The 21216-nt window shown below is 73.6% G+C and carries 21 protein-coding genes; 9 read left to right on the top strand and 12 right to left on the bottom strand.

From position 1 onward, the window contains the following. Positions 1-79: 79 nt before the first annotated feature. From HHL19_RS26745 to pdhA, 3 genes are read right to left on the bottom strand one after another with little or no spacing between them, the layout of a single operon-like run. Positions 80-1585: a dihydrolipoamide acetyltransferase family protein gene (locus tag HHL19_RS26745; protein ID WP_169092906.1), complete on the bottom strand. Its 1506-nt coding sequence runs from the start codon at positions 1583-1585 to the stop codon at positions 80-82. Further along, complete coding sequence (locus HHL19_RS26740; RefSeq protein ID WP_169092905.1) at positions 1585-2619, bottom strand: alpha-ketoacid dehydrogenase subunit beta; 1035 nt, start codon at positions 2617-2619, stop codon at positions 1585-1587. Before HHL19_RS26740 ends, HHL19_RS26745 begins: the two co-directional genes overlap by 1 nt. Next, positions 2616-3776, bottom strand: coding sequence for a pyruvate dehydrogenase (acetyl-transferring) E1 component subunit alpha (gene pdhA, locus HHL19_RS26735; RefSeq protein WP_169092904.1), 1161 nt, complete (start codon positions 3774-3776; stop codon positions 2616-2618). The genes HHL19_RS26740 and pdhA overlap by 4 nt, the downstream gene beginning before the upstream one ends. A gap of 252 nt (positions 3777-4028) precedes the next feature. On the opposite strand from pdhA, the gene HHL19_RS26730 reads away from it, so the two are divergent. Next, the gene (locus HHL19_RS26730; RefSeq protein ID WP_169093212.1) at positions 4029-4520 is read left to right on the top strand and encodes an Lrp/AsnC family transcriptional regulator; all 492 of its coding nucleotides are present in this window, start codon (positions 4029-4031) and stop codon (positions 4518-4520) included. A gap of 110 nt (positions 4521-4630) precedes the next feature. Here the strand turns inward: HHL19_RS26730 and HHL19_RS26725 are convergent, their stop codons facing one another. Beyond that, positions 4631-5221, bottom strand: coding sequence for a TetR/AcrR family transcriptional regulator (locus HHL19_RS26725; protein WP_169092903.1), 591 nt, complete (start codon positions 5219-5221; stop codon positions 4631-4633). Beyond that, positions 5218-6720, bottom strand: a complete 1503-nt coding sequence (locus HHL19_RS26720) for a 3-hydroxyacyl-CoA dehydrogenase (RefSeq protein ID WP_169092902.1) — start codon at positions 6718-6720, stop codon at positions 5218-5220. The genes HHL19_RS26725 and HHL19_RS26720 overlap by 4 nt, the downstream gene beginning before the upstream one ends. Positions 6721-6904: 184 nt before the next feature. On the opposite strand from HHL19_RS26720, the gene paaN reads away from it, so the two are divergent. Further along, a complete protein-coding gene (paaN, locus tag HHL19_RS26715; RefSeq protein ID WP_169092901.1) occupies positions 6905-8602 on the top strand; it encodes a phenylacetic acid degradation protein PaaN in 1698 nt (565 codons plus the stop codon). A 61-nt stretch (positions 8603-8663) separates the two neighbouring features. Here paaN and HHL19_RS26710 read toward each other — a convergent pair whose 3' ends face one another. The 3 genes from HHL19_RS26710 to HHL19_RS26700 are packed head-to-tail and all read right to left on the bottom strand — an operon-like array spanning position 8664 to position 11339. Continuing rightward, on the bottom strand, positions 8664-9344 hold the full coding sequence (locus HHL19_RS26710; RefSeq protein WP_169092900.1) for a TrmH family RNA methyltransferase: 681 nt from the start codon (positions 9342-9344) through the stop codon (positions 8664-8666). After that, on the bottom strand, positions 9341-10615 hold the full coding sequence (locus tag HHL19_RS26705) for an HTTM domain-containing protein (protein ID WP_240981891.1): 1275 nt from the start codon (positions 10613-10615) through the stop codon (positions 9341-9343). Before HHL19_RS26705 ends, HHL19_RS26710 begins: the two co-directional genes overlap by 4 nt. 28 nt (positions 10616-10643) lie before the next feature. Continuing rightward, on the bottom strand, positions 10644-11339 hold the full coding sequence (locus tag HHL19_RS26700; RefSeq protein ID WP_169092899.1) for a DUF5819 family protein: 696 nt from the start codon (positions 11337-11339) through the stop codon (positions 10644-10646). A gap of 172 nt (positions 11340-11511) precedes the next feature. Between HHL19_RS26700 and paaA the strand changes: the two genes are divergently transcribed. The 6 genes from paaA (at position 11512) to HHL19_RS26670 (ending at position 16396) form a co-directional block, all read left to right on the top strand. Beyond that, positions 11512-12525: a 1,2-phenylacetyl-CoA epoxidase subunit PaaA gene (gene paaA / locus HHL19_RS26695; RefSeq protein WP_169092898.1), complete on the top strand. Its 1014-nt coding sequence runs from the start codon at positions 11512-11514 to the stop codon at positions 12523-12525. Next, a complete protein-coding gene (gene paaB / locus HHL19_RS26690) occupies positions 12522-12809 on the top strand; it encodes a 1,2-phenylacetyl-CoA epoxidase subunit PaaB (RefSeq protein WP_030493720.1) in 288 nt (95 codons plus the stop codon). Before paaA ends, paaB begins: the two co-directional genes overlap by 4 nt. Beyond that, complete coding sequence (gene paaC, locus HHL19_RS26685; RefSeq protein WP_169092897.1) at positions 12806-13588, top strand: 1,2-phenylacetyl-CoA epoxidase subunit PaaC; 783 nt, start codon at positions 12806-12808, stop codon at positions 13586-13588. The genes paaB and paaC overlap by 4 nt, the downstream gene beginning before the upstream one ends. Further along, positions 13582-14085 (top strand): 1,2-phenylacetyl-CoA epoxidase subunit PaaD, encoded by a 504-nt coding sequence (gene paaD, locus HHL19_RS26680; protein WP_169092896.1) that lies wholly within the window; start codon positions 13582-13584, stop codon positions 14083-14085. The genes paaC and paaD overlap by 7 nt, the downstream gene beginning before the upstream one ends. Beyond that, complete coding sequence (locus HHL19_RS26675) at positions 14086-15147, top strand: 2Fe-2S iron-sulfur cluster-binding protein (protein WP_169092895.1); 1062 nt, start codon at positions 14086-14088, stop codon at positions 15145-15147. It begins immediately after the preceding gene. Between the two features lie 115 nt (positions 15148-15262). Then, on the top strand, positions 15263-16396 hold the full coding sequence (locus HHL19_RS26670; protein WP_169092894.1) for an acyl-CoA dehydrogenase family protein: 1134 nt from the start codon (positions 15263-15265) through the stop codon (positions 16394-16396). Between the two features lie 73 nt (positions 16397-16469). Here the strand turns inward: HHL19_RS26670 and HHL19_RS26665 are convergent, their stop codons facing one another. From HHL19_RS26665 to HHL19_RS26650, 4 genes are all read right to left on the bottom strand, one after another. Further along, positions 16470-16811, bottom strand: coding sequence for a rhodanese-like domain-containing protein (locus HHL19_RS26665; RefSeq protein ID WP_169092893.1), 342 nt, complete (start codon positions 16809-16811; stop codon positions 16470-16472). A 48-nt stretch (positions 16812-16859) separates the two neighbouring features. Next, positions 16860-17654 (bottom strand): hypothetical protein, encoded by a 795-nt coding sequence (locus tag HHL19_RS26660; protein WP_169093211.1) that lies wholly within the window; start codon positions 17652-17654, stop codon positions 16860-16862. 267 nt (positions 17655-17921) lie between these two features. Beyond that, complete coding sequence (locus tag HHL19_RS26655; protein ID WP_169092892.1) at positions 17922-19364, bottom strand: DUF2252 domain-containing protein; 1443 nt, start codon at positions 19362-19364, stop codon at positions 17922-17924. 158 nt (positions 19365-19522) lie between these two features. Further along, positions 19523-20605 (bottom strand): hypothetical protein, encoded by a 1083-nt coding sequence (locus HHL19_RS26650; RefSeq protein ID WP_169092891.1) that lies wholly within the window; start codon positions 20603-20605, stop codon positions 19523-19525. Positions 20606-20716: 111 nt separating this feature from the next. On the opposite strand from HHL19_RS26650, the gene HHL19_RS38225 reads away from it, so the two are divergent. Further along, on the top strand, positions 20717-21205 hold the full coding sequence (locus tag HHL19_RS38225) for a MarR family winged helix-turn-helix transcriptional regulator (protein ID WP_169092890.1): 489 nt from the start codon (positions 20717-20719) through the stop codon (positions 21203-21205). Positions 21206-21216: the final 11 nt, after the last annotated feature.

The raw sequence follows: 21216 nt of genomic DNA, 5'->3' as shown, positions 1-21216 counted from the left end.
CAGCAGTATGGTCCGCCGCCCCCGGCGCCCGCCCGGCCGGTCCCCTGGATGAGACGGCCGGGAGCGGGCGCGTCGGCGGTCAGACCGTGCGGAGCAGCACCGCAGGCTGTTCGACGCAGTCCGCGACGTACCGGAGGAAGCCTCCGGCCGTGCCGCCGTCGCAGACGCGGTGGTCGAAGGTGAGCGAGAGCTGCACCACCTGACGGACGGCCAGTTCGCCCTGGTGGACCCAGGGCTTGGGGATGATCCGGCCAACGCCGAGCATCGCCGCTTCGGGGTGGTTGACGATCGGCGTGGAGCCGTCCACCCCGAACACCCCGTAGTTGTTGAGGGTGAAGGTGCCGCCGGTGAGGTCGGCCGGGGTGAGCGTGCCCTGCCGGGCCGTCTCGGTGAGCCGGGCGAACTCCTCGGTCAGCGACTCCGCGGTGCGGGTCCCGGCGTCCCTGACCACGGGGACGACGAGCCCGCGCGGGGTCTGGGCGGCGAAGCCGAGGTGCACCTGGGGCAGCCGGACGATCTCGCGGGCGGCCGTGTCCACGGTGGAGTTCAGCTCGGGGAAGCGGCCCAGGGCGTGGACGCAGATCCGGGCGAGGAGGGCGAGGAGCGAGATCTTCGGTCCGCCCGCCGCGTTCATCGCCGCCCGCGCGGCCATGAGTTCGGTGGCGTCGGCGTCCACCCAGCAGGTCGCGTCGGGGATCTCCGTACGGCTCCGGGAGAGCTTGTCGGCGACGGCGCCGCGCAGCCCGCGCAGCGGAATCCGTTCGGCGCCGGGGGCGACCGCGGCCGAGGCGACCGCGGCCGGGGCGGCCACCGCCGGGGCGGCGACGGTCGGTGCGGTCACGGGCGCCACAGCCGTCTCCCGCTCCACGAGGGCCCGCTCGACGTCGGCGCGCAGGATGAGGCCCTCGGGGCCCGAGCCGTGCACCTCGCGCAGGTCGAGACCCCGGTCACGGGCGAGCTTCCGCACGAGCGGGGAGATGACCGGGACCGGGCCCCCGGCGGGGGCCACCGGGGTCGCGGGGGCGGCCGGAGCCACCGAGGTCGCGGGGGCGGCCGGAGCCACCGAGGTCGCGGGGGCGGCCGGAGCCACCGGGGCCACGGAAGCCACCGGAGCCGCGGGAGCCGCCGCCCGGGCCGTCGGGGTGGGGCCGGCCGCCGCGTTCGGCGTGGGGTGCGCGACGGCCGGTGACTGGGGCCGGATCCGGCGCCGCCGGGCCGCCGGGCCCGCGGTGCCGTAGCCGACGAGCACGTTGCCCGAGTACTCGGAGGAGACGGCGGCGTCCGCGGCGGGCGCCTCCGCCGTACCGGCGGCGGGCGCGGCCGTCCCCGCGTCGGCGGAGGCCCCGACCGCGACCGTCAGCAGCGGTGCGCCGACGGGCAGTTCGGTGCCCTCCTCGCCGAAGCGGGCGGTGACCACGCCCCCGTACGGGCAGGGCACCTCCACCATCGCCTTGGCGGTCTCGACCTCGACGACGGGCTGGTCGATCGCGACGACGTCGCCGACGGCCACCAGCCAGCGGACGATCTCCGCCTCGGTGAGTCCCTCACCGAGGTCGGGCAGCTTGAACTCCAGGACCTGGGCCATCAGTTCCCCGCCTCCCACTGGAGGCGGGCGACCGCGTCCAGGACCCGGTCGACGCCCGGCAGGTGGTGCCGCTCCAGCATCGGCGGCGGGTAGGGGAGGTCGAAGCCCGCGACCCGCAGCACCGGCGCCTCCAGGTGGTGGAAGCAGCGCTCGGTGACCCGGGCGGCGATCTCCGCGCCGGGGCCGGCGAAGCCGCCGGACTCGTGGACCACGACCGCGCGGCCGGTGCGCCGCACCGACGCGGCGACGGTCTCGTCGTCGAAGGGCACGAGCGAGCGGAGGTCGACGACCTCCAGGTCCCAGCCCTCGGCGGTGGCCGCCTCGGCCGCCTCCAGGCAGACCGGCAGCGAGGGGCCGTAGGTGATCAGGGTGGCGCTGGTGCCGGGCCGGCGGACGACGGCCTTGCCGATGGGCTCCACGCGCGCGGGGGCCTCGGGCGACCAGTCGGACTTCGACCAGTAGAGCCGCTTGGGCTCCAGGAAGACGACCGGGTCGTCGGAGGCGATCGCCGCCCGCAGCAGGCCGTAGGCGTCCTCGACGGTCGCCGGGGTGACCACGTGCAGGCCGGGGGTGGCCATGTAGTAGATCTCGGAGGAGTCGCTGTGGTGCTCGACGCCGCCGATCCCGCCGCCGTACGGCACCCGGATGACCATCGGCATCGGCATCGCGCCGCGCGTGCGGTTGCGCATCTTCGCCACGTGCGAGACGAGCTGCTCGAACGCCGGGTAGGCGAACGCGTCGAACTGCATCTCGACCACCGGCCGCAGGCCGTACATGGCCATGCCGACGGCGGTGCCGAGGATGCCCGCCTCGGCCAGCGGCGTGTCCGTGCAGCGGTCCTCGCCGAACTCCTTGGCGAGCCCGTCGGTGACCCGGAAGACCCCGCCGAGGGTGCCGACGTCCTCGCCCATCACATGGACGGTCGAGTCCTCGGCCATCGCGTCGCGCATGGCGCGCTGGAGCGCCTGCGCCATCGTGGCCGGCTTGGTCCGGCCCGCCGCCTTGGCGGCCGCGCCGGTCGTCGCCGTCGTCATCGGCTCTCGCCCTCCGCTTCGAGTTCGGCCCGCAGCTGCGCCGCCTGCTCGCGCAGCTGCGCGGTCTGCTCGGCGTAGACGTGGGTGAAGAGGTCCATCGGGTCGAGCACCGGGTCGGCGTTCATCCGCTCGCGCAGCTCCGCCGCCATCGTCTCGGCGGCCTCGGCCGCGGCGCGGCGGCCGTCCTCGTCGAGCAGACCGCGCTCGGTCAGCTCGCGCTCCAGGAGCAGCACCGGGTCGTGCGCACGCCAGGCCTCGACCTCGCCCTCCGCGCGGTAGCGGGTGGCGTCGTCGGCGTTGGTGTGGGCGTCGATCCGGTAGGTGATGGCCTCCACGAGGGTCGGGCCGCCGCCGCGACGCGCGCGTGCCACGGCCTCGGTGAGCACCTGGTGCACGGCGACCACGTCGTTGCCGTCGACCAGGCGGCCCGGCATGCCGTAGCCGACGGCCTTGTGGGCGAGGGAGGGGGCGGCGGTCTGCTTGGCGAGCGGCACGGAGATCGCGAAGCCGTTGTTCTGCACGAAGAAGACCACCGGCGCCTGCCAGACGGCGGCGAAGTTCAGCGCCTCGTGGAAGTCGCCCTCGCTGGTGCCGCCGTCGCCGACCATGGCGAGCGCGACCACGTCGTCGCCCTTGAGGCGGGCCGCGTGGGCGAGGCCCACGGCGTGCGGCAGCTGGGTGGCGAGCGGGGTGCACAGCGGCGCCACGCGGTGCTCGCGCGGGTCGTAGCCGGTGTGCCAGTCGCCGCGCAGCAGGGTCAGCGCCTGCACGGGGTCGAGGCCGCGGGCGACGGCCGCGAGGGTGTCCCGGTACGACGGGAAGAGCCAGTCCCGCTCCTCCAGGGCGAGGGCGGCGGCGACCTCGCACGCCTCTTGGCCGGTCGTGGACGGGTAGACCGCGAGCCGGCCCTGCTTGGTCAGGGCGGTCGCCTGGGCGTTGTACCGGCGGCCGCGGACCAGCTCCGCGTAGAGCCGGCGCAGCAGCGCGGGGTCGGCGTCGGCCACCGCGTCGGTGCCGAGCACGCGCAGCGGCTCGGCGTCGGGCAGCAGCGGGGCGGGATCGGTCCGCGGCCGCCAGGCGGGCGGCGGCGTGGGCCGGTAGGCCGTCTCGGCGAGCGGCTCCTGGACTGTCGAACTGCGCTGTTGCAACGAGTCCACCTCCTCGTGGGAGCGGGCATAAGACCCGAAGGCGGGTGGCGCGGGTGTGGCGCGCCTCACCTACCGATTGTTCGGTCGTGGAGGCATTTTGGCTACAGGCACCTCCAGCCTGTGGACAAACGGTTCTCCACAGCCTGGGATAGAGGCAGGTCGTCCACCGGAGAGAGGCGGGGGCACATGGCGGATGAACAAATGGCCGTCACCCGGGGCGGCGCCCCGGACGAGTCGGCGGGGGACGGGACGGCCGAGGAGCTGAGCGCCCCCTCGGACACGCCGGCGCACGCCGCCCCGGCGCGCCCGCTGGACGCGATAGACCGGGACATCCTGCGGCTGCTCCAGACGGACGGCCGCGCCTCGGTGCGCTCCGTGGCCGAGCGGGTGCACGTCTCCCGGGCCAACGCGTACGCGCGGATCAACCGGCTCATCGACGACGGCGTGATCCGCGGCTTCAGCGCCCGCGTCAACCACGAGCGGGCCGGCCACGGCGCCTCCGCCTACATCACGCTCAAGATCGTCCAGAACTCCTGGCGCACGGTCCGCGAGCAGCTCAAGGCGCTCCCGGGCGCCGCGCACATCGCGCTGGTCAGCGGAGACTTCGACGTCCTGCTGCTGGTCCACACCCCGGACAACAGGACCCTGCGCGAACTGGTCCTCACCCGCCTCCAGGCCATCCCGGAGGTCCTGTCCACCCGCACCCTGCTGGTCTTCGACGAGATGGACCTGAACGCCGACCCGAGGCCCTGACGCCCCACGAACACGCCAGAGGGCCCCGGAACGGATCCGGGGCCCTCTCGTACGTCTTCCAGAGCCCCTACGCCGCTCCGGGACCCTCCTACACGCCTTCCGGGGCGCCCTCAGCGGGCCTTCCGCAGCCCGTCGAAGGCGAGGTGGGCGACGGTCTCGGCGAGCTGGTCGCGCTCCGTCTGGTCCGGATGCGGCCGGTACCACTCCACCAGCGAGTTGATCATGCCGAAGAGGAGCCGGGTCGCGAGCCGGATGTCCACGTCGGACCGCAGGTCGCCCTCGGCGGCGGCCGCCCCGAGCAGCTCGGCCACCCGGTGGTCGAACTCGCGGCGCCGCTCCATCGCCCACCGCTCGGTCGCGGTGTTGCCCCGCACCCGCAGAAGCAGCGTCACGTACGGCAGCTCCGCTATCAGCACCTCGACGGTCCGCCGGGTCACGTACTCGACCCGCTCCACCGCCCGCCCGCGCACCGCGCCCGGCTCCTCCAGGACCGAGAAGAGCCCGTCGAGCGCCCGGCTGACCGCCCGCCGCAGCAGCTCCTCCTTGCCCGCCACGTGGTGGTAGATCGAGGACTTGGAGATCCCGGCGGCCTTGGACAGGTGCTCCATGGAGGTGCCGTCGTAGCCGCGCTCGTTGAAGACCCGCACCGCGACCGAGAGCAGCGTCTCGGGGGTGTAGGTGTCGCGTCTGGCGGTGGTCATCGCTCCTCCTCGGCGTAGGCCCGGCGCGCGAGGCCGAGGCACGGCGCGTACCGGCCCGTCGGGTACCGGTCGTGCAGTTCGTCCAGCAGCATCGCCGCCCGCCGGTGGCCGAGCCTCGCCCCCCATTCCAGGGGTCCGGCCGGATAGTTGACCCCGAGCCGCATCGCCGTGTCGATGTCCTCCGCCGTGGCGACGCCGCGGTCGACGGCGTCGGCGGCGAGGTCGACGAGCATCGCGACCGTCCGGGCCACGATCATGCCGGGGACGTCCCCGATGACGGAGACCTGCTTGCCGAGCGCCTGGAAGAGCCCGACCGCCTCGCCGAGGACCTCGGGCGCGATGCCCTCCTGGGCCGACAGCGCGATCCGTCCTGCGGCGGCGTAGTCGAGCGCGAGGTCGAAGTAGACGATCTCCTTCTGGTACTGGAAGGAGGTCTCGCCGTCCGCGAGGTGGAGCTCGGCGCCGCTCGGCAGCACGACGCGGCCGTCGCCCTCCTCGCGCTCCACGCGGATCCCCGCCTCCTCGAAGAGCCCCACCAGCGCCTGGGCCGGTCCGAGGTCGCCGTGGACGGCGATCCGCTCCGGCGCCTTCGCGGGCGGCGCGGTGTGCGGCTCGGGCCGCTCCGCGCCCTCCGCGTACGGGTACCAGCCGTGGCCCGACTTCCGGCCGAGCCGCCCCGACTCGACCAGCCTGCGCTGGGCGAGCGAGGGCGTGAACTTCGGGTCCTGGAAGAAGGAGTCCCACACGGAGCGGGTCACGGCCTCGTTGACGTCCTGCCCGATCAGGTCGGTCAGCTCGAAGGGGCCCATCCGGAAGCCGCCGGACTCGCGCAGCACCGCGTCGATCGTGGCCGGGTCGGCGCCGCCCTCCTCGTACACGCGGAAGGCCTCCGCGTAGAAGGGCCGGGCGATCCGGTTGACGATGAAGCCGGGGGTGTCGGCGCAGCGCACCGGCGTCTTCCCCCAGGCCTTCACCGTCTCGTACGCGCGCGTGGCGGCGGTCTCGTCGCTCGCGAAGCCGCGGACGACCTCGACGAGGGGGAGCAGCGGCGCCGGGTTGAAGAAGTGCAGGCCGACGAAGCGGCCGGGCAGCCGCAGGCCTCCGGCGATGGCGGTGACGGAGAGCGAGGAGGTGTTGGTGGCGAGGAGGGCGTCGTCGGCGACGACTGCCTCCAGGTCGGCGAAGAGCCGCTGCTTGACCGCCAGGTCCTCGACGATCGCCTCGACCACGAGGGCCGCGTCGGCGAGCTCGGCGAGGTCCGCGGCGGCGTGCAGCCGGCCGGCGGCGGCCTCGCGGTCGGCGGCGGTCATCCGCCCCTTCTCGACGAGCCGGTCCAGGCGGGCACCGATCGCGGCGACGGCCTCGGCGGCACGGCCGGGGGCGCTGTCGTGGAGCCGTACGGAATGGCCGGCGGCCAGCGCCACCTGGGCGATCCCCTGGCCCATGGTGCCGGTGCCGACGACGGCGACCGTCCGGTCCACCCCGATTGCCTCGTTCATGGTGGCGCTCCCCTTGACGGTCCCGTTGGCACGCACGTCCGCTTCGCTGCCGGCGCTCATAGGAGTGATCCTCCCCGATGGGTTTTCCACAGGATCGATGGACCCCCTTGTCCCGACCGATCGTTCGGTTACTCTAACTCCGTACGTGTCTCCCTGCCCAGCTCGACGAGGAGTTGGTCCATCCATGGCCACCGCCCAGCCGACCACCGACGTTCTGGCCGAGAAGCACCGGTCCACACTCGATCAGGCCCTCGCCACCATCCGCACCCGCGCCTACTGGTCGCCGTACCCGGAGCACCCGAAGGCCTACGGGGCGGACGGCTCCCTGGACGCCGCCGCCGGCCTCGCCGCCCACGAGGCGGTGCTGAACGGCCGCTTCGACCTCGACCAGCCGGGCACCGACGGCTGGACCGGCGGCGAGATCTCGCCGTACGGCCCCGCGCTCGGCATCGAGTACCCGCACGCGGACATCGACGTCCTGCTGCCCGCGATGCGCGCCGGCCTGCCCGCCTGGCGCGACGCCGGACCGGAGACGCGCGCCCTGGTCTGCCTGGAGATCCTGGCCCGGATCTCGGCCCGCACCCACGAGTTCGCCCACGCGGTCATGCACACCAGCGGCCAGGCGTTCATGATGGCGTTCCAGGCCGGCGGCCCGCACGCGCAGGACCGCGGCCTGGAGGCGGTGGCGTACGCGTACGAGGAGCAGACCCGCACCCCCGCGGGCCGGGCCGCCTGGTCCAAGCCGCAGGGCAAGCGGGACCCGCTGGAGCTGTCCAAGGAGTTCACCCCGGTCGGCCGCGGCGTCGCCCTGGTCATCGGCTGCAACACCTTCCCGACGTGGAACGGCTACCCGGGCCTCTTCGCCTCCCTCGCGACGGGGAACGCGGTCCTGGTGAAGCCCCACCCGCGCGCGGTCCTCCCGCTGGCGCTGACCGTGAAGGTCGCCCGCGAGGTCCTCGCCGAGTCCGGCTTCGACCCGAACCTGGTGGCGCTGGCCGCCGAGCGTCCGGGCGAGGGCATCGCCAAGACCCTCGCGGTCCGCCCGGAGATCCGGATCATCGACTACACCGGCTCCACCGGGTTCGGCGACTGGCTGGAGGCCAACGCCCGCCAGGCGCAGGTCTACACGGAGAAGGCCGGCGTCAACACCGTGCTGATCGACTCCACCGACGACTACAAGGGCATGCTGTCCAACCTGGCGTTCTCGCTGTCCCTGTACAGCGGCCAGATGTGCACCACCCCGCAGAACCTGCTGATCCCCCGCGACGGCATCGCCACCGACCAGGGTCCCAAGTCCTACGACGAGGTGGTGGCCGACCTGGCCGCCTCGGTCGGCGGCCTCCTCGGCGACGACGCCCGGGCCAACGCCCTGCTCGGCGCCCTGGTGAACCCGGACGTGAAGGCCCGCCTGGAGGCGGCCGCCGGCCTCGGCGAGGTCGCCCTGGCCTCCCGCGAGGTCGCCAACCCGGACTTCCCGGAGGCGGTCGTCCGCACCCCCGTCATGGTCAAGCTGGACGGCTCCAAGCCGGACGCGGAGGCCGCGTACCTCTCCGAGTGCTTCGGCCCGGTCTCCTTCGCGGTCTCGGTCGACTCCACGGCCGACGGACTGGAGCTGCTCCGGCGCACGATCCGCGACAAGGGCGCGATGACGGTCGGCGCGTACACGACCGACGCCGACACCGAGCGGGCCGTCGAGGAGATCTGCCTCGACGAGTCGGCGCAGCTCTCGCTCAACCTGACGGGCGGGGTGTACGTGAACCAGACGGCCGCCTTCTCCGACTTCCACGGCTCGGGCGGCAACCCGGCGGCGAACGCGGCGCTGTGCGACGGCGCCTTCGTCTCCAACCGCTTCCGGGTGGTCGAGGTGCGCCGCCAGGCCTGATCCTGATCCGGCACACCGGACCGGCACACCGGAGCGGCACACCGGTCCGGTGTGCCGGTCCCTACTCGGGGGCCGGCACGTCGGCGTAGCGCTGGATCCAGGCGTGCATGGCGATCGCGGCGGCCGCCCCGGCGTTGATCGACCGGGTGGAGCCGAACTGGGCGATCGAGCAGACCTTCGCCACATGGCGGCGGGCCTCCTCGGTCAGCCCGGGCCCCTCCTGCCCGAAGAGCAGCACACAGCGGCGGGGCAGCACGGTCCGCTCCAGCGGCACCGAGCCCGGCAGGTTGTCGATGCCGATGATCGGCAGGTCCTCGGCCGCCGCCCAGGCGGTGAGCGCCTCGGTGTCGGGGTGGTGCCGCACGTGCTGGTAGCGGTCGGTGACCATGGCGCCGCGCCGGTTCCAGCGGCGGCGCCCCACGATGTGCACCTCCTTGGCCAGGAAGGCGTTGGCGGTGCGCACCACGGACCCGATGTTGAAGTCGTGGCCCCAGTTCTCCACGGCCACGTGGAAGTCGTGCCGGCGGGTGTCGAGGTCGGCGACGATCGCCTCCCGCGTCCAGTACCGGTAGGCGTCGACGACGTTGCGCCGGTCGCCCTCGGCAAGGAGTGCGCGGTCGTAGCGCGGGTCCTCGGGCCACGGCCCGGGGTGCGGGCCGACGCCGACCTCGGGGCCGTACCCCTCGTCGTACTGGAGCGGCTCGGCCCCGGCCTGGGCGGGGTGTTCTTCGGTGGTGCTCACCCGACGAGGGTACGGGGGGCGGCCTCGCCGCCCGTCTCGCCGCCCGGCTCCCCGCCCGGCGCGGGGCGCTGCGGGGGCAGCTCCGCGGCGGCGGTCCTGCGCCGCAGCACCCGGTCCCGGCCCTTGGCCGCGCGCGCGCCCAGCCACACCAGGAAGACGGTGGGCAGGAAGACGGCGTCGGCGGCGATCATCGCCATCGAGAAGGCCGGCAGCCCGAGCAGGAGCGCGATGCCCGCGTGCTCCAGCATCATCGCGACGAGCAGGACGTTCTTCACCTTGCGCTTGAACAGCGTGAACGGGAAGGCGACCTGCACGATCACCGTGCCGTAGCTGAGCAGCATGACCATGATCCCGCTGGAGGCGAGGAGCTCGGAGAGCGCCGGCCAGGGCGTGAAGTAGTCCAGGTGCAGCGGGTAGAAGAGCGCGGTGCCGTCCTGCCAGCGCGAGCCCTGGACCTTGTACCAGCCGGCGGTGGCGTAGATCAGGCAGACCTCGGCCATGAGGACCACGAGGGCCGCGTTGTGGGCGAGGTTCGCGAGCACGTCGAGGAGGACGCGGGGCTCGCCGGGCGCGTACTGCTCGACCAGCCACCACAGGCCCTGCCCGAGCCAGAGCACCCAGAGCAGCACGTACAGCCACCACTCGCCGGTGACCGGGCTGAACCAGGTCGCGGCGACCAGGAACCCGCCGAGGACGACCCACAGGACGGGGCCCGCGAGCTCGACCCGCCGGGCGGCCTCCTCGCCCCCGGCCGCCTTACGGGCGGCCCGCCGGGCGTCCAGCGACCACACCTGGCCGCAGCGCAGCAGCGTCAGGTAGATCGAGACGAGGTGCACCACGTTGTCGCCGCCGTCGCCGAGGAAGACGGACCGGTTCTGCAGCGACAGCGCGCCGACCATGAAGACCACCGACACGGCCCGGGTGTGCCAGCCGAGCAGCAGCAGCACCGCGGCGACCACGGCCAGGCCGTAGACCACCTCGAACCAGAGCCGGCCGTCGGACCACATCAGGACCGTGAACGCGCGGTTGTCTGCGATCAGCCGGCGCGCCATCTCGAACGACCAGGGGCCGTCGGGGCCGTACATCTCGTGCCGGTGCGGGAACTCCCGCACCAGGAAGAACAGCCAGGTCAGCGAGAAGCCGATCCGGACGATCGCGGTCTGGTACGGGCCGAGGGCGCGCGAGGTGACGGTCTGCGCCGCCCGCGCCAGCCTGCGGTCGAAGGGCACGCGCGCCGGGGCCGCGGCCGGTGCGGGGGTGGGGGCGGTCATCGGCGGGACTCCGTGCGGCTGGGGGCGGTCATCGGCTCGTCTCCGTACGGCTGCGGTCGGCGTCGGTGATCTCCCACCAGGGCATCAGCCGGCTCGACGGCTCGGTGGAGCGCTTCTCGGTGCTCCAGTGCGGGGCGGCCACGGGGGTGACGGTGCGGCGCAGCTGGATCCGCTCCACCGTCCCGCCGACGTCCGCGCGCGCCCCGGGCCCCTCGATGCGCGTCAGCACGATCCGGCGCATGTACTCCTCCGAGAGCCGGCCCCGCATGCCCTTGGGGCGGCCCTCGTCGTCGTGCGCGTTGCCGTACCAGTCGATCGCCCGGCGCAGCTGGTTCTGCTGGGTGTGGCTCGGGAAGACGCTGCCGCGGACGTCCTCGACGTCCTGGGCGGTGAGGTCGATCCAGCCGGTGGTGCGGCGGGCGCCGTCGGCGCCCGCGACCTCGGCGCGGACCTGCACCGAGACGTTCTGCTGGAGCGGGTTGGGAGCGAAGAGCTTCCAGTTCTGCTCGAACTCGGGGTAGATCCAGTCGTCGACGGCCTGGCCGTGCTGCTTGGTCACCGTGTTCGAGGGCGCCACGTGCAGGAAGACCATGGCCAGGTGCAGGCAGGCGAGCACCGCCACGGAGGCCAGCGCCACCGCCGCCACCACCTGGTACGGCAGGGACAGCGCCAGGATCCCTCCGGCCGGCCGCCGCTCCGCGCTGCCGTCGATGTGCGCGCTCATCCCACCCCGATCCCGGGCTTCCCGACCCGATCCCGTCCCGAACCCGTCCCGCGGTGACCCGCTCGTCCGCGCCCCGATCGGAGCAGGCGGTTATCCACAGGGTTGACACCATACGGGCCGCCGACCCACCATTGAAGTCATTCAACCGAACGATCGGTCGGTAGGGGGTCCGATGACCGCAGGGACGGCAGGGACGGCAGTGACCGCGGAAGCGCCCGGCAGGGACGCCGCGGACGCGGCGGCGCAGGCCGCCCGCGAGGCGGTGTTCGACGCCGCGGTCGCAGCCGACGAGCGCATCGAGCCGCGCGACTGGATGCCGGAGGCGTACCGCGCCTCCCTCGTCCGCCAGATCGCGCAGCACGCCCACTCCGAGATCATCGGCATGCAGCCCGAGGCCAACTGGATCACCCGCGCGCCCTCGCTGCGCCGCAAGGCCATCCTCATGGCCAAGGTCCAGGACGAGGCCGGCCACGGCCTCTACCTCTACAGCGCCGCCGAGACCCTCGGCGTCAGCCGCGACGAGCTCCTCGACAAGCTCCACAGCGGCCGCCAGAAGTACTCCTCGATCTTCAACTACCCCACCCTCACCTGGGCCGACGTCGGCGCCATCGGCTGGCTCGTCGACGGCGCCGCCATCACCAACCAGGTCCCCCTCTGCCGCTGCTCCTACGGCCCGTACGCCCGGGCCATGGTCCGCGTCTGCAAGGAGGAGTCCTTCCACCAGCGCCAGGGATACGAAGCCCTGCTCGCCCTCTCCCGCGGCACCGAGGCCCAGCACGCCATGGCCCAGGACGCGGTGGACCGCTGGTGGTGGCCGTCCCTGATGATGTTCGGCCCGCCCGACGACGTGTCGACCCACTCCACCCAGGCCATGGCCTGGAAGATCAAGCGCCACTCCAACGACGAACTGCGCCAGCGCTTCGTCGACATCGCCGCCCCGCAGGCGGAGGCCCTCGGCCTCACCCTCCCCGACCCCGACCTGAAGTGGAACGAGGAGCGCGGGCACTACGACTTCGGCCCCATCGACTGGGACGAGTTCTGGGACGTGCTCAAGGGCAACGGCCCCTGCAACGACCAGCGGATCACCCAGCGCCGCCAGGCCCACGAAAACGGCGCCTGGGTCAGAGAGGCCGCCGCGGCCTACGCGCGCAAGCACACCGGACAGCACGGGGAGGCACAGGCATGAGCAGCGACACTTGGCCCCTGTGGGAGGTGTTCGTGCGCTCCCGCCGAGGGCTCTCCCACACCCACGCCGGCAGCCTCCACGCCCCCGACGCGGAGATGGCCCTGCGCAACGCCCGGGACCTCTACACCCGCCGCATGGAAGGCGTCTCCCTCTGGGTCGTGCCCTCCGCCGCCATCACCGCCTCCTCCCCGGACGAGAAGGACCCCTTCTTCGAACCGGCCGCCGACAAGCCCTACCGGCACCCGACCTTCTACGAGATCCCGGAGGGGGTGAAGCACCTGTGACCACCACCGACACCACCGGCACGGCCCCCGCACCGACCCCCGCGCCCGTCGCCGCACCGGTCACCGACCCCGCCGTCACCGCCGCCGCGCTCGCCCTCGGCGACGACGCCCTCGTCCTCGCCCAGCGCCTGGGGGAGTGGGCCGGCAGCGCCCCCGTCCTGGAGGAGGAGGTCGCCCTCGCCAACATCGCGCTCGACCTCCTCGGCCAGGCCCGCGTCCTCCTCTCCCTCGCCGGCGACGAGGACGAACTCGCCTACCTCCGCGAGGAGCGCGACTTCCGCAACGTCCAGCTCGTCGAGCAGCCCAACGGCGACTTCGCCCACACCATCGCCCGCCAGCTGTACTTCTCCACCTACCAGCGACTCCTCTACGCGGCGCTGGCCGCCGGCGACGGCCCGCTGACCGGACTCGCCGCCAAGGCCGTCAAGGAAGTCGCCTACCACCAGGACCACGCCGAGCACTGGACCCTCCGCCTCGGCGACGGCACCGACGAGAGCCACCGCCGCATGCAGACCGCCTGCGACGCCCTCTGGCGGTACACCGGCGAGCTCTTCCAGCCCCTCGACGGCCTCGCCCTCGACACCACCGCCCTCGAAGCCGCCTGGCTGGACTCCGTCACCGAGATCCTCACCCGCGCCGGCCTCACCGTCCCCACCGGCCCCCGCACCGGCGCCTGGCGCGCCGGCGCAGGCCGCCAGGGCCTCCACACCGAACACTTCGGCCGGATGCTCGCCGAGATGCAGCACCTCCACCGCAGCCACCCGGGGGCGACATGGTGACCACCACCGCCACCCCCCTGGAGGCGGAGCTGGCCCGGATCGCCGGCGCCGTCCCCGACCCCGAGCTGCCCGTCCTCACCCTCGCCGAACTCGGCGTGCTCCGCGGCGTCCACGTCACCGGCCCCGGCCGCGTCGAGGTCGCCCTCACCCCCACCTACACCGGCTGCCCCGCCGTGGAGACGATGTCCACCGACATCGAGCACGCCCTCCACGAACACGGCGTCCCCGACGTCACCGTCGTCACCGTCCTCGCCCCCGCCTGGACCACCGACGACATCAGCGAGGAAGGCCGCCGCAAACTCACCGAGTTCGGCATCGCCCCGCCCCGCCCCCAGGGCCCCGCCGGCGGACCCGTCGCCCTCACCCTGGCCATCCGCTGCCCCCACTGCGGCTCCACGGACACCGAGCTCCTCAGCCGCTTCTCCTCCACCGCCTGCAAGGCCCTGCGCCGCTGCGCCGCCTGCCGCGAACCCTTCGACCACTTCAAGGAGCTGTAGATGTTCCATCCGCTCCCGGTGAGCCGGGTCGAGCGGCTCACCGACGACTCCGTGGCCGTCACCTTCGCGGTCCCCGACGAACTCCACGAGACCTTCCGGCACCGCCCCGGCCAGCACCTCGCCCTGCGCCGCACCGACGAGTCCGGCGAAGAGATCCGCCGCACCTACTCGATCTGCTCCCCCGCCGCCCCGGCCGGCCGGCGGCCCGAACTCCGCGTCGGCATCCGCCTCGTCGACGGCGGCGCCTTCTCCACCTGGGCCCTCAAGGAACTCGCCCCCGGCCACACCGTCGACGTCATGGCCCCCACCGGCCGCTTCGTCCTCGACCCGCGCCCCGGGCACTTCGCCGCCATCGCCGGCGGCAGCGGCATCACCCCGGTGCTCTCCATGGCCGCCACCCTCCTCGACCGCGAACCCGAGGCCCGGTTCTGCCTGATCCGCAGCGACCGCACCGCCGCCTCCACGATGTTCCTCGACGAGGTCGCCGACCTGAAGGACCGCCACCCCGAGCGCTTCCAGCTCGTCACCGTCCTCTCCCGCGAGGAACAGCAGGCGGGCCTCCCCTCCGGCCGCCTCGACCAGGAGCGGCTCGCCGCCCTCCTGCCCGCCCTCCTCCCGGTCGGCGCCATCGACGGCTGGTTCCTCTGCGGCCCCCTCGGCCTCGTCCAGGGCGCCGAGCGGGCCCTGCGCGGCCTCGGCGTCGACCGCGCCCGCGTCCACCAGGAGATCTTCCACGTCGACGACGGCTCGGGCCCCGCGCCCGTCCCCACCGCCGACACCCCCGCCCACGCCACCCTCACGGCCACCCTCCACGGCCGCTCCGGCACCTGGCCCGTCGAGCGCGGCGAAACCCTCCTCGACACCGTCCTGCGCGCCCGCGCCGACGCCCCCTACGCCTGCAAGGGCGGAGTCTGCGGCACCTGCCGCGCCTTCGTCGTCGGCGGCGAGGTCCGCATGGACCGGAACTTCGCCCTCGAACCCGAGGAGACCGACGCCGGCTATGTCCTGGCCTGCCAGTCCCACCCGGCCACCCCCGACGTGGAGCTGGACTTCGACCGCTGAGCCCGCCGAGTCCATTCCCTTCCGCTAGAACCTGTTCTATCTTGACGGCCCGTCAGGCGCGTGCGCCCGACGGGCCGCCGGCACGAGCAACGGACAGCGACGGAAGGACCGGGCCATGGACTTCACGTTCACCGAGGAGCAGCGGGCCGCCGCGGAGACGGCCCGCACCGTCTTCGCCGACGTCGCCCCCGACGCCGTACCCAGCCCCGCCCTCACCCCGACCGCCGTCGCCGACGACCTCGACCGCCCCCTGTGGCGGCGGCTCGCCGCCACCGACCTCCTCGGCCTCCTCACCGGCCCCGAACACGGCGGCACCGGCCTCGACCCGATCGCCCTCTGCCTCGTCCTGCGCGAGTCCGCCCGCGTCCTGGCCCGCGTCCCCCTCCTGGAGACCACCGCCGTCACCCACGTACTCCAGCAGCACGCCCCGGCCGCCACCGCCGCCGCGCTCCTGCCCGAAGTCACCGCCGGCCGCCTGATCCTCACCGCCGCCGCCCACGGCACCACCGGCCACGAACCCGCCGAACGGTCCGTCACCGCCCGCCCCGACGGCGACCACTGGATCCTCGACGGCACCACCGACCACGTCCCCTGGGGCCACCAGGCCGACCTGACCGCCGTCCCCGCCCACACCGCCGACGGCCGCACGGTCCTCGCCCTGCTCCCCCGCGACCACACGGGCCTCACCCTCGACGCCCAGTACGGCACCCACGGCGAACGCCTCGCCCGACTACGCCTCGACGGCGCCCGCCTCCCCGCCGACCGCGTCCTCGACTCCGCCGACGCCTGGCCGGCGCTGCGCGCCCTGCTCACCACCGGCACCTGCGCGCTCGTCCTCGGCCTCGGCGAGCAAGTCCTCACCATGACGAGCCAGTACACCGGGAAGCGCGAACAGTTCGGCCATCCCGTGGCCACCTTCCAGGCCGTCGCCGTCCAGGCAGCCGACCGCTACATCGACCTGCGCGCGATGGAGGCCACCCTGTGGCAGGCCGCCTGGCGCGTCACCACCGCCGCCGAAGCCGCCCTGCCCGTCGAGGCGGACCTCGCCGTGGCCAAGATCTGGGCGGCGGAAGGCGTCCGCCGCGTCGTCCAGACCGCCCAGCACCTGCACGGCGGCTTCGGAGCCGACACCGACTACCCGCTGCACCGCTACCACGCCTGGGCGAAGTACCTGGAACTCTCCCTGGGCCCGGCCGCCGCCCACGAGGAAACCCTGGGCGACCTCATCGCCGCCCACCCCCTGGACTGACCGCCAGGGAGGCACGGCCGAGGCATCTCAACCACCTCAGCCGCCAACTACCTCAACTGCCTCAACTGCTGCCTCAGGCGACGAACCCGGGCCCGCCGTCCGCGACCACGGGCCGCCCGGCGCTCTCCCAGGCCACCATCCCGCCGTCCACGTTCACCGCGTCGTAGCCCTGCTGCACCAGGTACTGCGTGACCTGCGCCGACCGGCCGCCGACCCGGCACATCACATAGGCACGGCCGCGCTCGGCGAGCACCTCGCCGACCTCCGCGAACCGCGCCACGAAATCACTCATCGGCACGTGCACCGCGCCCTCGACCCGGCCGGCCGCCCACTCGTCGTCCTCCCGCACGTCGAGCACCAGGGCATCGGCGGGGACGGACGCGGCGGGCACCGACGGCAGCGGGGCGAAACTCATGGGACGACCTTCTCTCGTGTACGGCGGAACCGTCTCGACCTCGAAAACCTACTGCACCAACGCGGCCAGCTCGGCCTCGCGCTCGGACACCTGACCGCGCAGCTGCTCGGCGATCTCCTCCAGGAGCCGGTCCGGGTCCTCCGGCGCCAGCCGCAGCATGGAGCCGATGGCGCTCTCCTCCAGCTCGCCCGCCAGCGCGGACAGCAGGTCCTTGCGCTGCGCCAGCCACTCCAGGCGCGCGTAGAGCTCCTCGGTCTCGCTGAGCCGCTCCTCGGCCGGTACCGGACCCGCCTCCCACTCCTCGGCGAGCTCGCGCAGCAGCGCCTCGTCGCCCCGCGCGTAGGCGGCGTTCACACGGGTGATGAACTCCTCCCGCCGCCTCCGCTCGTCCTCCTCCCGCGCCAGGTCGGGATGGGCCTTGCGGGCGAGCTCACGGTAGAGCCGGCGCACCTCCTCGCTGGGCCGCACCCGCTGCGGCGGCCGCACCGGCCGCTCGGTCAGCATCGCGGCCGCCTCGGCGGAGAGCCCGTCGGAGTCGACCCAGTCGTCGAAGAGGACCTCGACCCCCGGCAGCGGCAGCACCGCGGCCCGCGCCTCCCGCGCCAGCCGCAGATCCTCCGGATCACCGCTCTTCTCGGCCCGCGCCTCGGCGATCGACGCGTCCAGCTCGTCGAGCCGCGCGTACATCGGCCCCAGCTTCTCGTGATGCAGCCGCGAGAAGTTCTCCACCTCGACCCGGAAGGTCTCGACGGCGATCTCGAACTCGATCAACGCCTGCTCGGCCACCCGAACAGCCCGCTCCAACCGAGCCTCGGCCCGCTCATCCCCACCCCGCGAGCCCACATCCGCCCCGGCCTCCGCCTGCGACTCCGGCTCGGCCTGCGACTCCGGGCTCGACGCCTGCTCCGGCTGCGGCTCCGGCTCCCGGCCCTGACCCTGCTCCTGGCCTCGGTCCTGGCCTCGGTCCTGGTCCTCGCTCACGTTCACGCCCGCCCACGTCCTCGTTCCGGCCCGACCCCTCAAGCGTAGGTCCTCACAAGGGGGCCCTCCCCCCTCCCTCCCCCTCCCTCCCCTCCCCCTCGTTGTCCTTCGTCGTCCCTCTCTCACACCTCAGACGCCGAGTTCCGCTGCCATGCGGCCGGTGCGGATGGCCGTGAGCAGGTCGGCGTGGTCGGCGGTGGTGCGGTCGGCGTACGTGACCGCGAAGGCGGCCACGGCCTCGTCGAACTCCTCGTTCTTGCCGCAGTAGCCGGCTATCAGGCGCGGGTCGGCGCTGTGGGCGTGGGCGCGTGCGAGGAGCGCGCCGGTCATGCGGCCGTAGTCGTCGACCTGGTCGGCGGTGAGCGCGGCGGGGTCGACGCTGCCCTTGCGGTTGCGGAACTGGCGCACCTGGAAGGGGCGCCCGTCGACCGTGGTCCAGCCGAGCAGGATGTCGCTGACGACCTGCATGCGCTTCTGCCCGAGGACGACGCGCCGGCCCTCGTGGCCGGGGTCGGGGACGGCGAACCCGGCGGGCAGGTGGGGCAGGAGCACGGACGGCCGGGCTTCCTTCACCTGGAGGACGAGCGGTTCGCCCCGGTGGTCGAGGAGCAGGACGACATACGAGCGGGTGCCGACGCTGCCGGTGCCGACGACCCGGAAGGCGACGTCGTGGACGGCGTACCGGGCGAGGAGCGGCAGGCGGTCCTCGGAGACGGTCTCCAGGTAGTCGCCGAGGGCGGCGGTGACGGCGGCGGCCTCGGCGTCGGCCACCCGGCGCAGGACCGGTGGCGCGTCGACGAAGCGGCGTCCGCCGCCGTCGGTCTCGGCGACGGGCTCGGTGGAGCGGGCGGCGAACCGGGCGCTGGTGTTGTTGCGGGCCTTGGCGGAGACCCGCTCCAGGGTGCCGAGGAGGTCGCGGGCGTCGGTGTGGGAGACGAGCTCCTCGTCGGGTATCGCGTTCCAGGCGTCGAGGGCGGGGAGCCGGGCGAGGAGGCGCATGGTGCGCCGGTAGGCGCCGACGGTGTCGAAGGCGGCGGCCCGGCAGGTGTCCTCGTCGGCGCCGACGACGCGGCCCGCGAGGACGAGGGAGGTGGCGAGCCGCTTGAGGTCCCATTCCCAGGGGCCGACGACGGTCTCGTCGAAGTCGTTGAGGTCCATCACGAGCCGGCCGCGGGCGTCGCCGTAGAGGCCGAAGTTGGCGGCGTGGGCGTCGCCGCAGAGCTGTGCGGCGACGCCGGTGACGGGGGTGCCGGCGAGGTCGTGGGCCATGAGGCCGGCGGAGCCGCGCAGGAAGGCGAAGGGGTTGGCGGCCATGCGGCCGACGCGGATGGGGGTGAGCTCGGGGACCCGGCCGCGGCTGGACTCCTCGACGGCGCGGACCGCGTCGGGGCGCCCGGCGGGGAGGGTGAGCTCGGCGTGGGAGGCGCGGGGGACGGCGGTGCGCAGCTCCTTGCCGCGCCCCTTCGCGGAGTGTTCCGCGCTGCCGCGCCGTACGAATCCGGGCACGTGCGGGATGCGCTCCGCGTCCGTTCCGCCACGCTGTCCGGGCACGACGGCCTGGATCTCGTCCATGGGACGACCTCCCCCGATGACTGGCCGGACAGTGCGTCCGACGACTTCCGGAGCTGACGGTACAGCCGGTCTTGATCGCCCGTCTCCCCCTGTGGACAACTACCTGTGGACAACCATCGAGCCCCTGGTCAGACGGGTCCGGGCGGGATTCAGGCGGGTCAGACGGCGACGGCCTCCTCCATTTCCTCCTCCCGTTCCTCCTCCGTTTCCTGGTTCGTCTCCTCGTTCGTCTCCTGCTTCGTCGCCACTCCCGCGGTCGGGGCGTTCCGCGCGGCCTCGGTGCGGCCGGCGAGGGCGACGAGGGCGATTCCGGCGAGGAGCCAGAGGGAGAGGACGAGGAGGTGGCCGCCGAGGGCGTGTCCGTCGAAGTAGACGTGGCTGCGGATGCCCTCGACGAGGCCGGCGCCGTTCCAGAAGGCGTGCAGGGAGCCGAAGAAGCCGGGCTGGAGCTCGGGGCGGTAGATGCCGCCGGAGCTCGTGAAGTTGAGCATGACGAAGAGGACCATCACGCCGAGCGTGGTCCAGCGGCGCAGGTAGGTGTGGAGGCCGACGCCGATGAGGAGGATGCCGGCGGCGTAGAGCCAGGAGAGTGCCCAGACGCCGGCGAGTCCGTGGTCGACGAGGTGGAAGACGGGGCCGGCGAAGAGGGTGCCGATGAGGCTGACGACGAGGGCGGTGCCGGTGGCGAGCAGGGCGCGGATCCGCAGGGGGAGGGCGGCTCCGGCGGCTCCGATGACGGCGACGGAGGCGTAGGCGCCGATGCTGACGGCGACGAGGAGGAAGAAGACGCCCTGGCCGGTGGGGTCGCCGGAGGCGGTGGGGGCGAGGTCGGTGACCTTGAGGGGGGCGTCCTGTCCGGCGGCGACCTTGGTGAAGACCTTCTCGACGGCCATGGCGCTGGTGTCGGAGGAGGCGGAGGCGACGAGGAGTTCGGGGTGGTCGCCGGGGATGTAGGCGCCGTAGCTGTCCTGGTGGAGAAGGGCGGTGGCGGCGGTGGCGCGGTCGGGGACGGTGCGGACGTCGAGGGCGCCGTCGGCCTTGTCGTGGAGGGTCTGGGCGAGGACCTGGGTGGCGGGTCCTGAGCCGACGACGTCGACGCGGAGGTCGTGGGGCTGGGGGGCGTGGAAGGCGCCGAGGTAGGCGAGGCCCATGCCCAGGCACATGAGGAGGGGGGTGAGGAGGTGCCCGAGGACGTGCCGTAGAGCGGCGGCGGTGGTAGTGGGGTTCGGTCCTGCGGACACCGTGACCTCCGGATACAGACGACTGAGCGAGATGGTTGGCTTTTACAACCAAAGAACCGTTGTACTATACAACTGAAATCGCATGCCGGGCCAGCTCACCGAGGAGCCCCTATGTCCGACGCCCCCACCGGCGCCGCCGACGACGCCTCCGACGGAGCGCCGCGTGAGACCTCCCTGGACGTCATCCAGCGCGAGCTGACCGCCTTCGCGCGCCGGGCCCGGGCCGCCGCGGCCCGCGTCCACCCGGAGATCCCACTGGTCTCGTACACGCTCCTGTCCCACATCGAGGGTCGGCGCGGCAGCCGCGCCACGGACCTCGCGGCGCACTACCTGCTGGACAAGTCGACGGTCAGCCGCCAGCTGGCCGGCCTGGAGAAACTGGGCCTGGTGGAGCGCCGGCCCGCCCCCGAGGACCACCGGGTGCAGGTGCTGCACCCGACGGAGGCCGGTCTCGCGGTGCTCGCCACCGCGCAGGCGAACCGTCGCGCCGCCTATCAGGAGCGCCTGAAGGACTGGTCCAGCGAGGACCTGGACCGGTTCGCCGGCTATCTGCTCCGCTACAACGCCGCGGGTCCGGCCGGCCTGCCCGATCCCGACTGAGCGTCCCGGGC

This window comes from Streptomyces sp. R302, from assembly GCF_012927245.1.
GTDB lineage: Bacteria > Actinomycetota > Actinomycetes > Streptomycetales > Streptomycetaceae > Streptomyces.
This window is presented reverse-complemented; position numbering and strand designations above follow the sequence as displayed.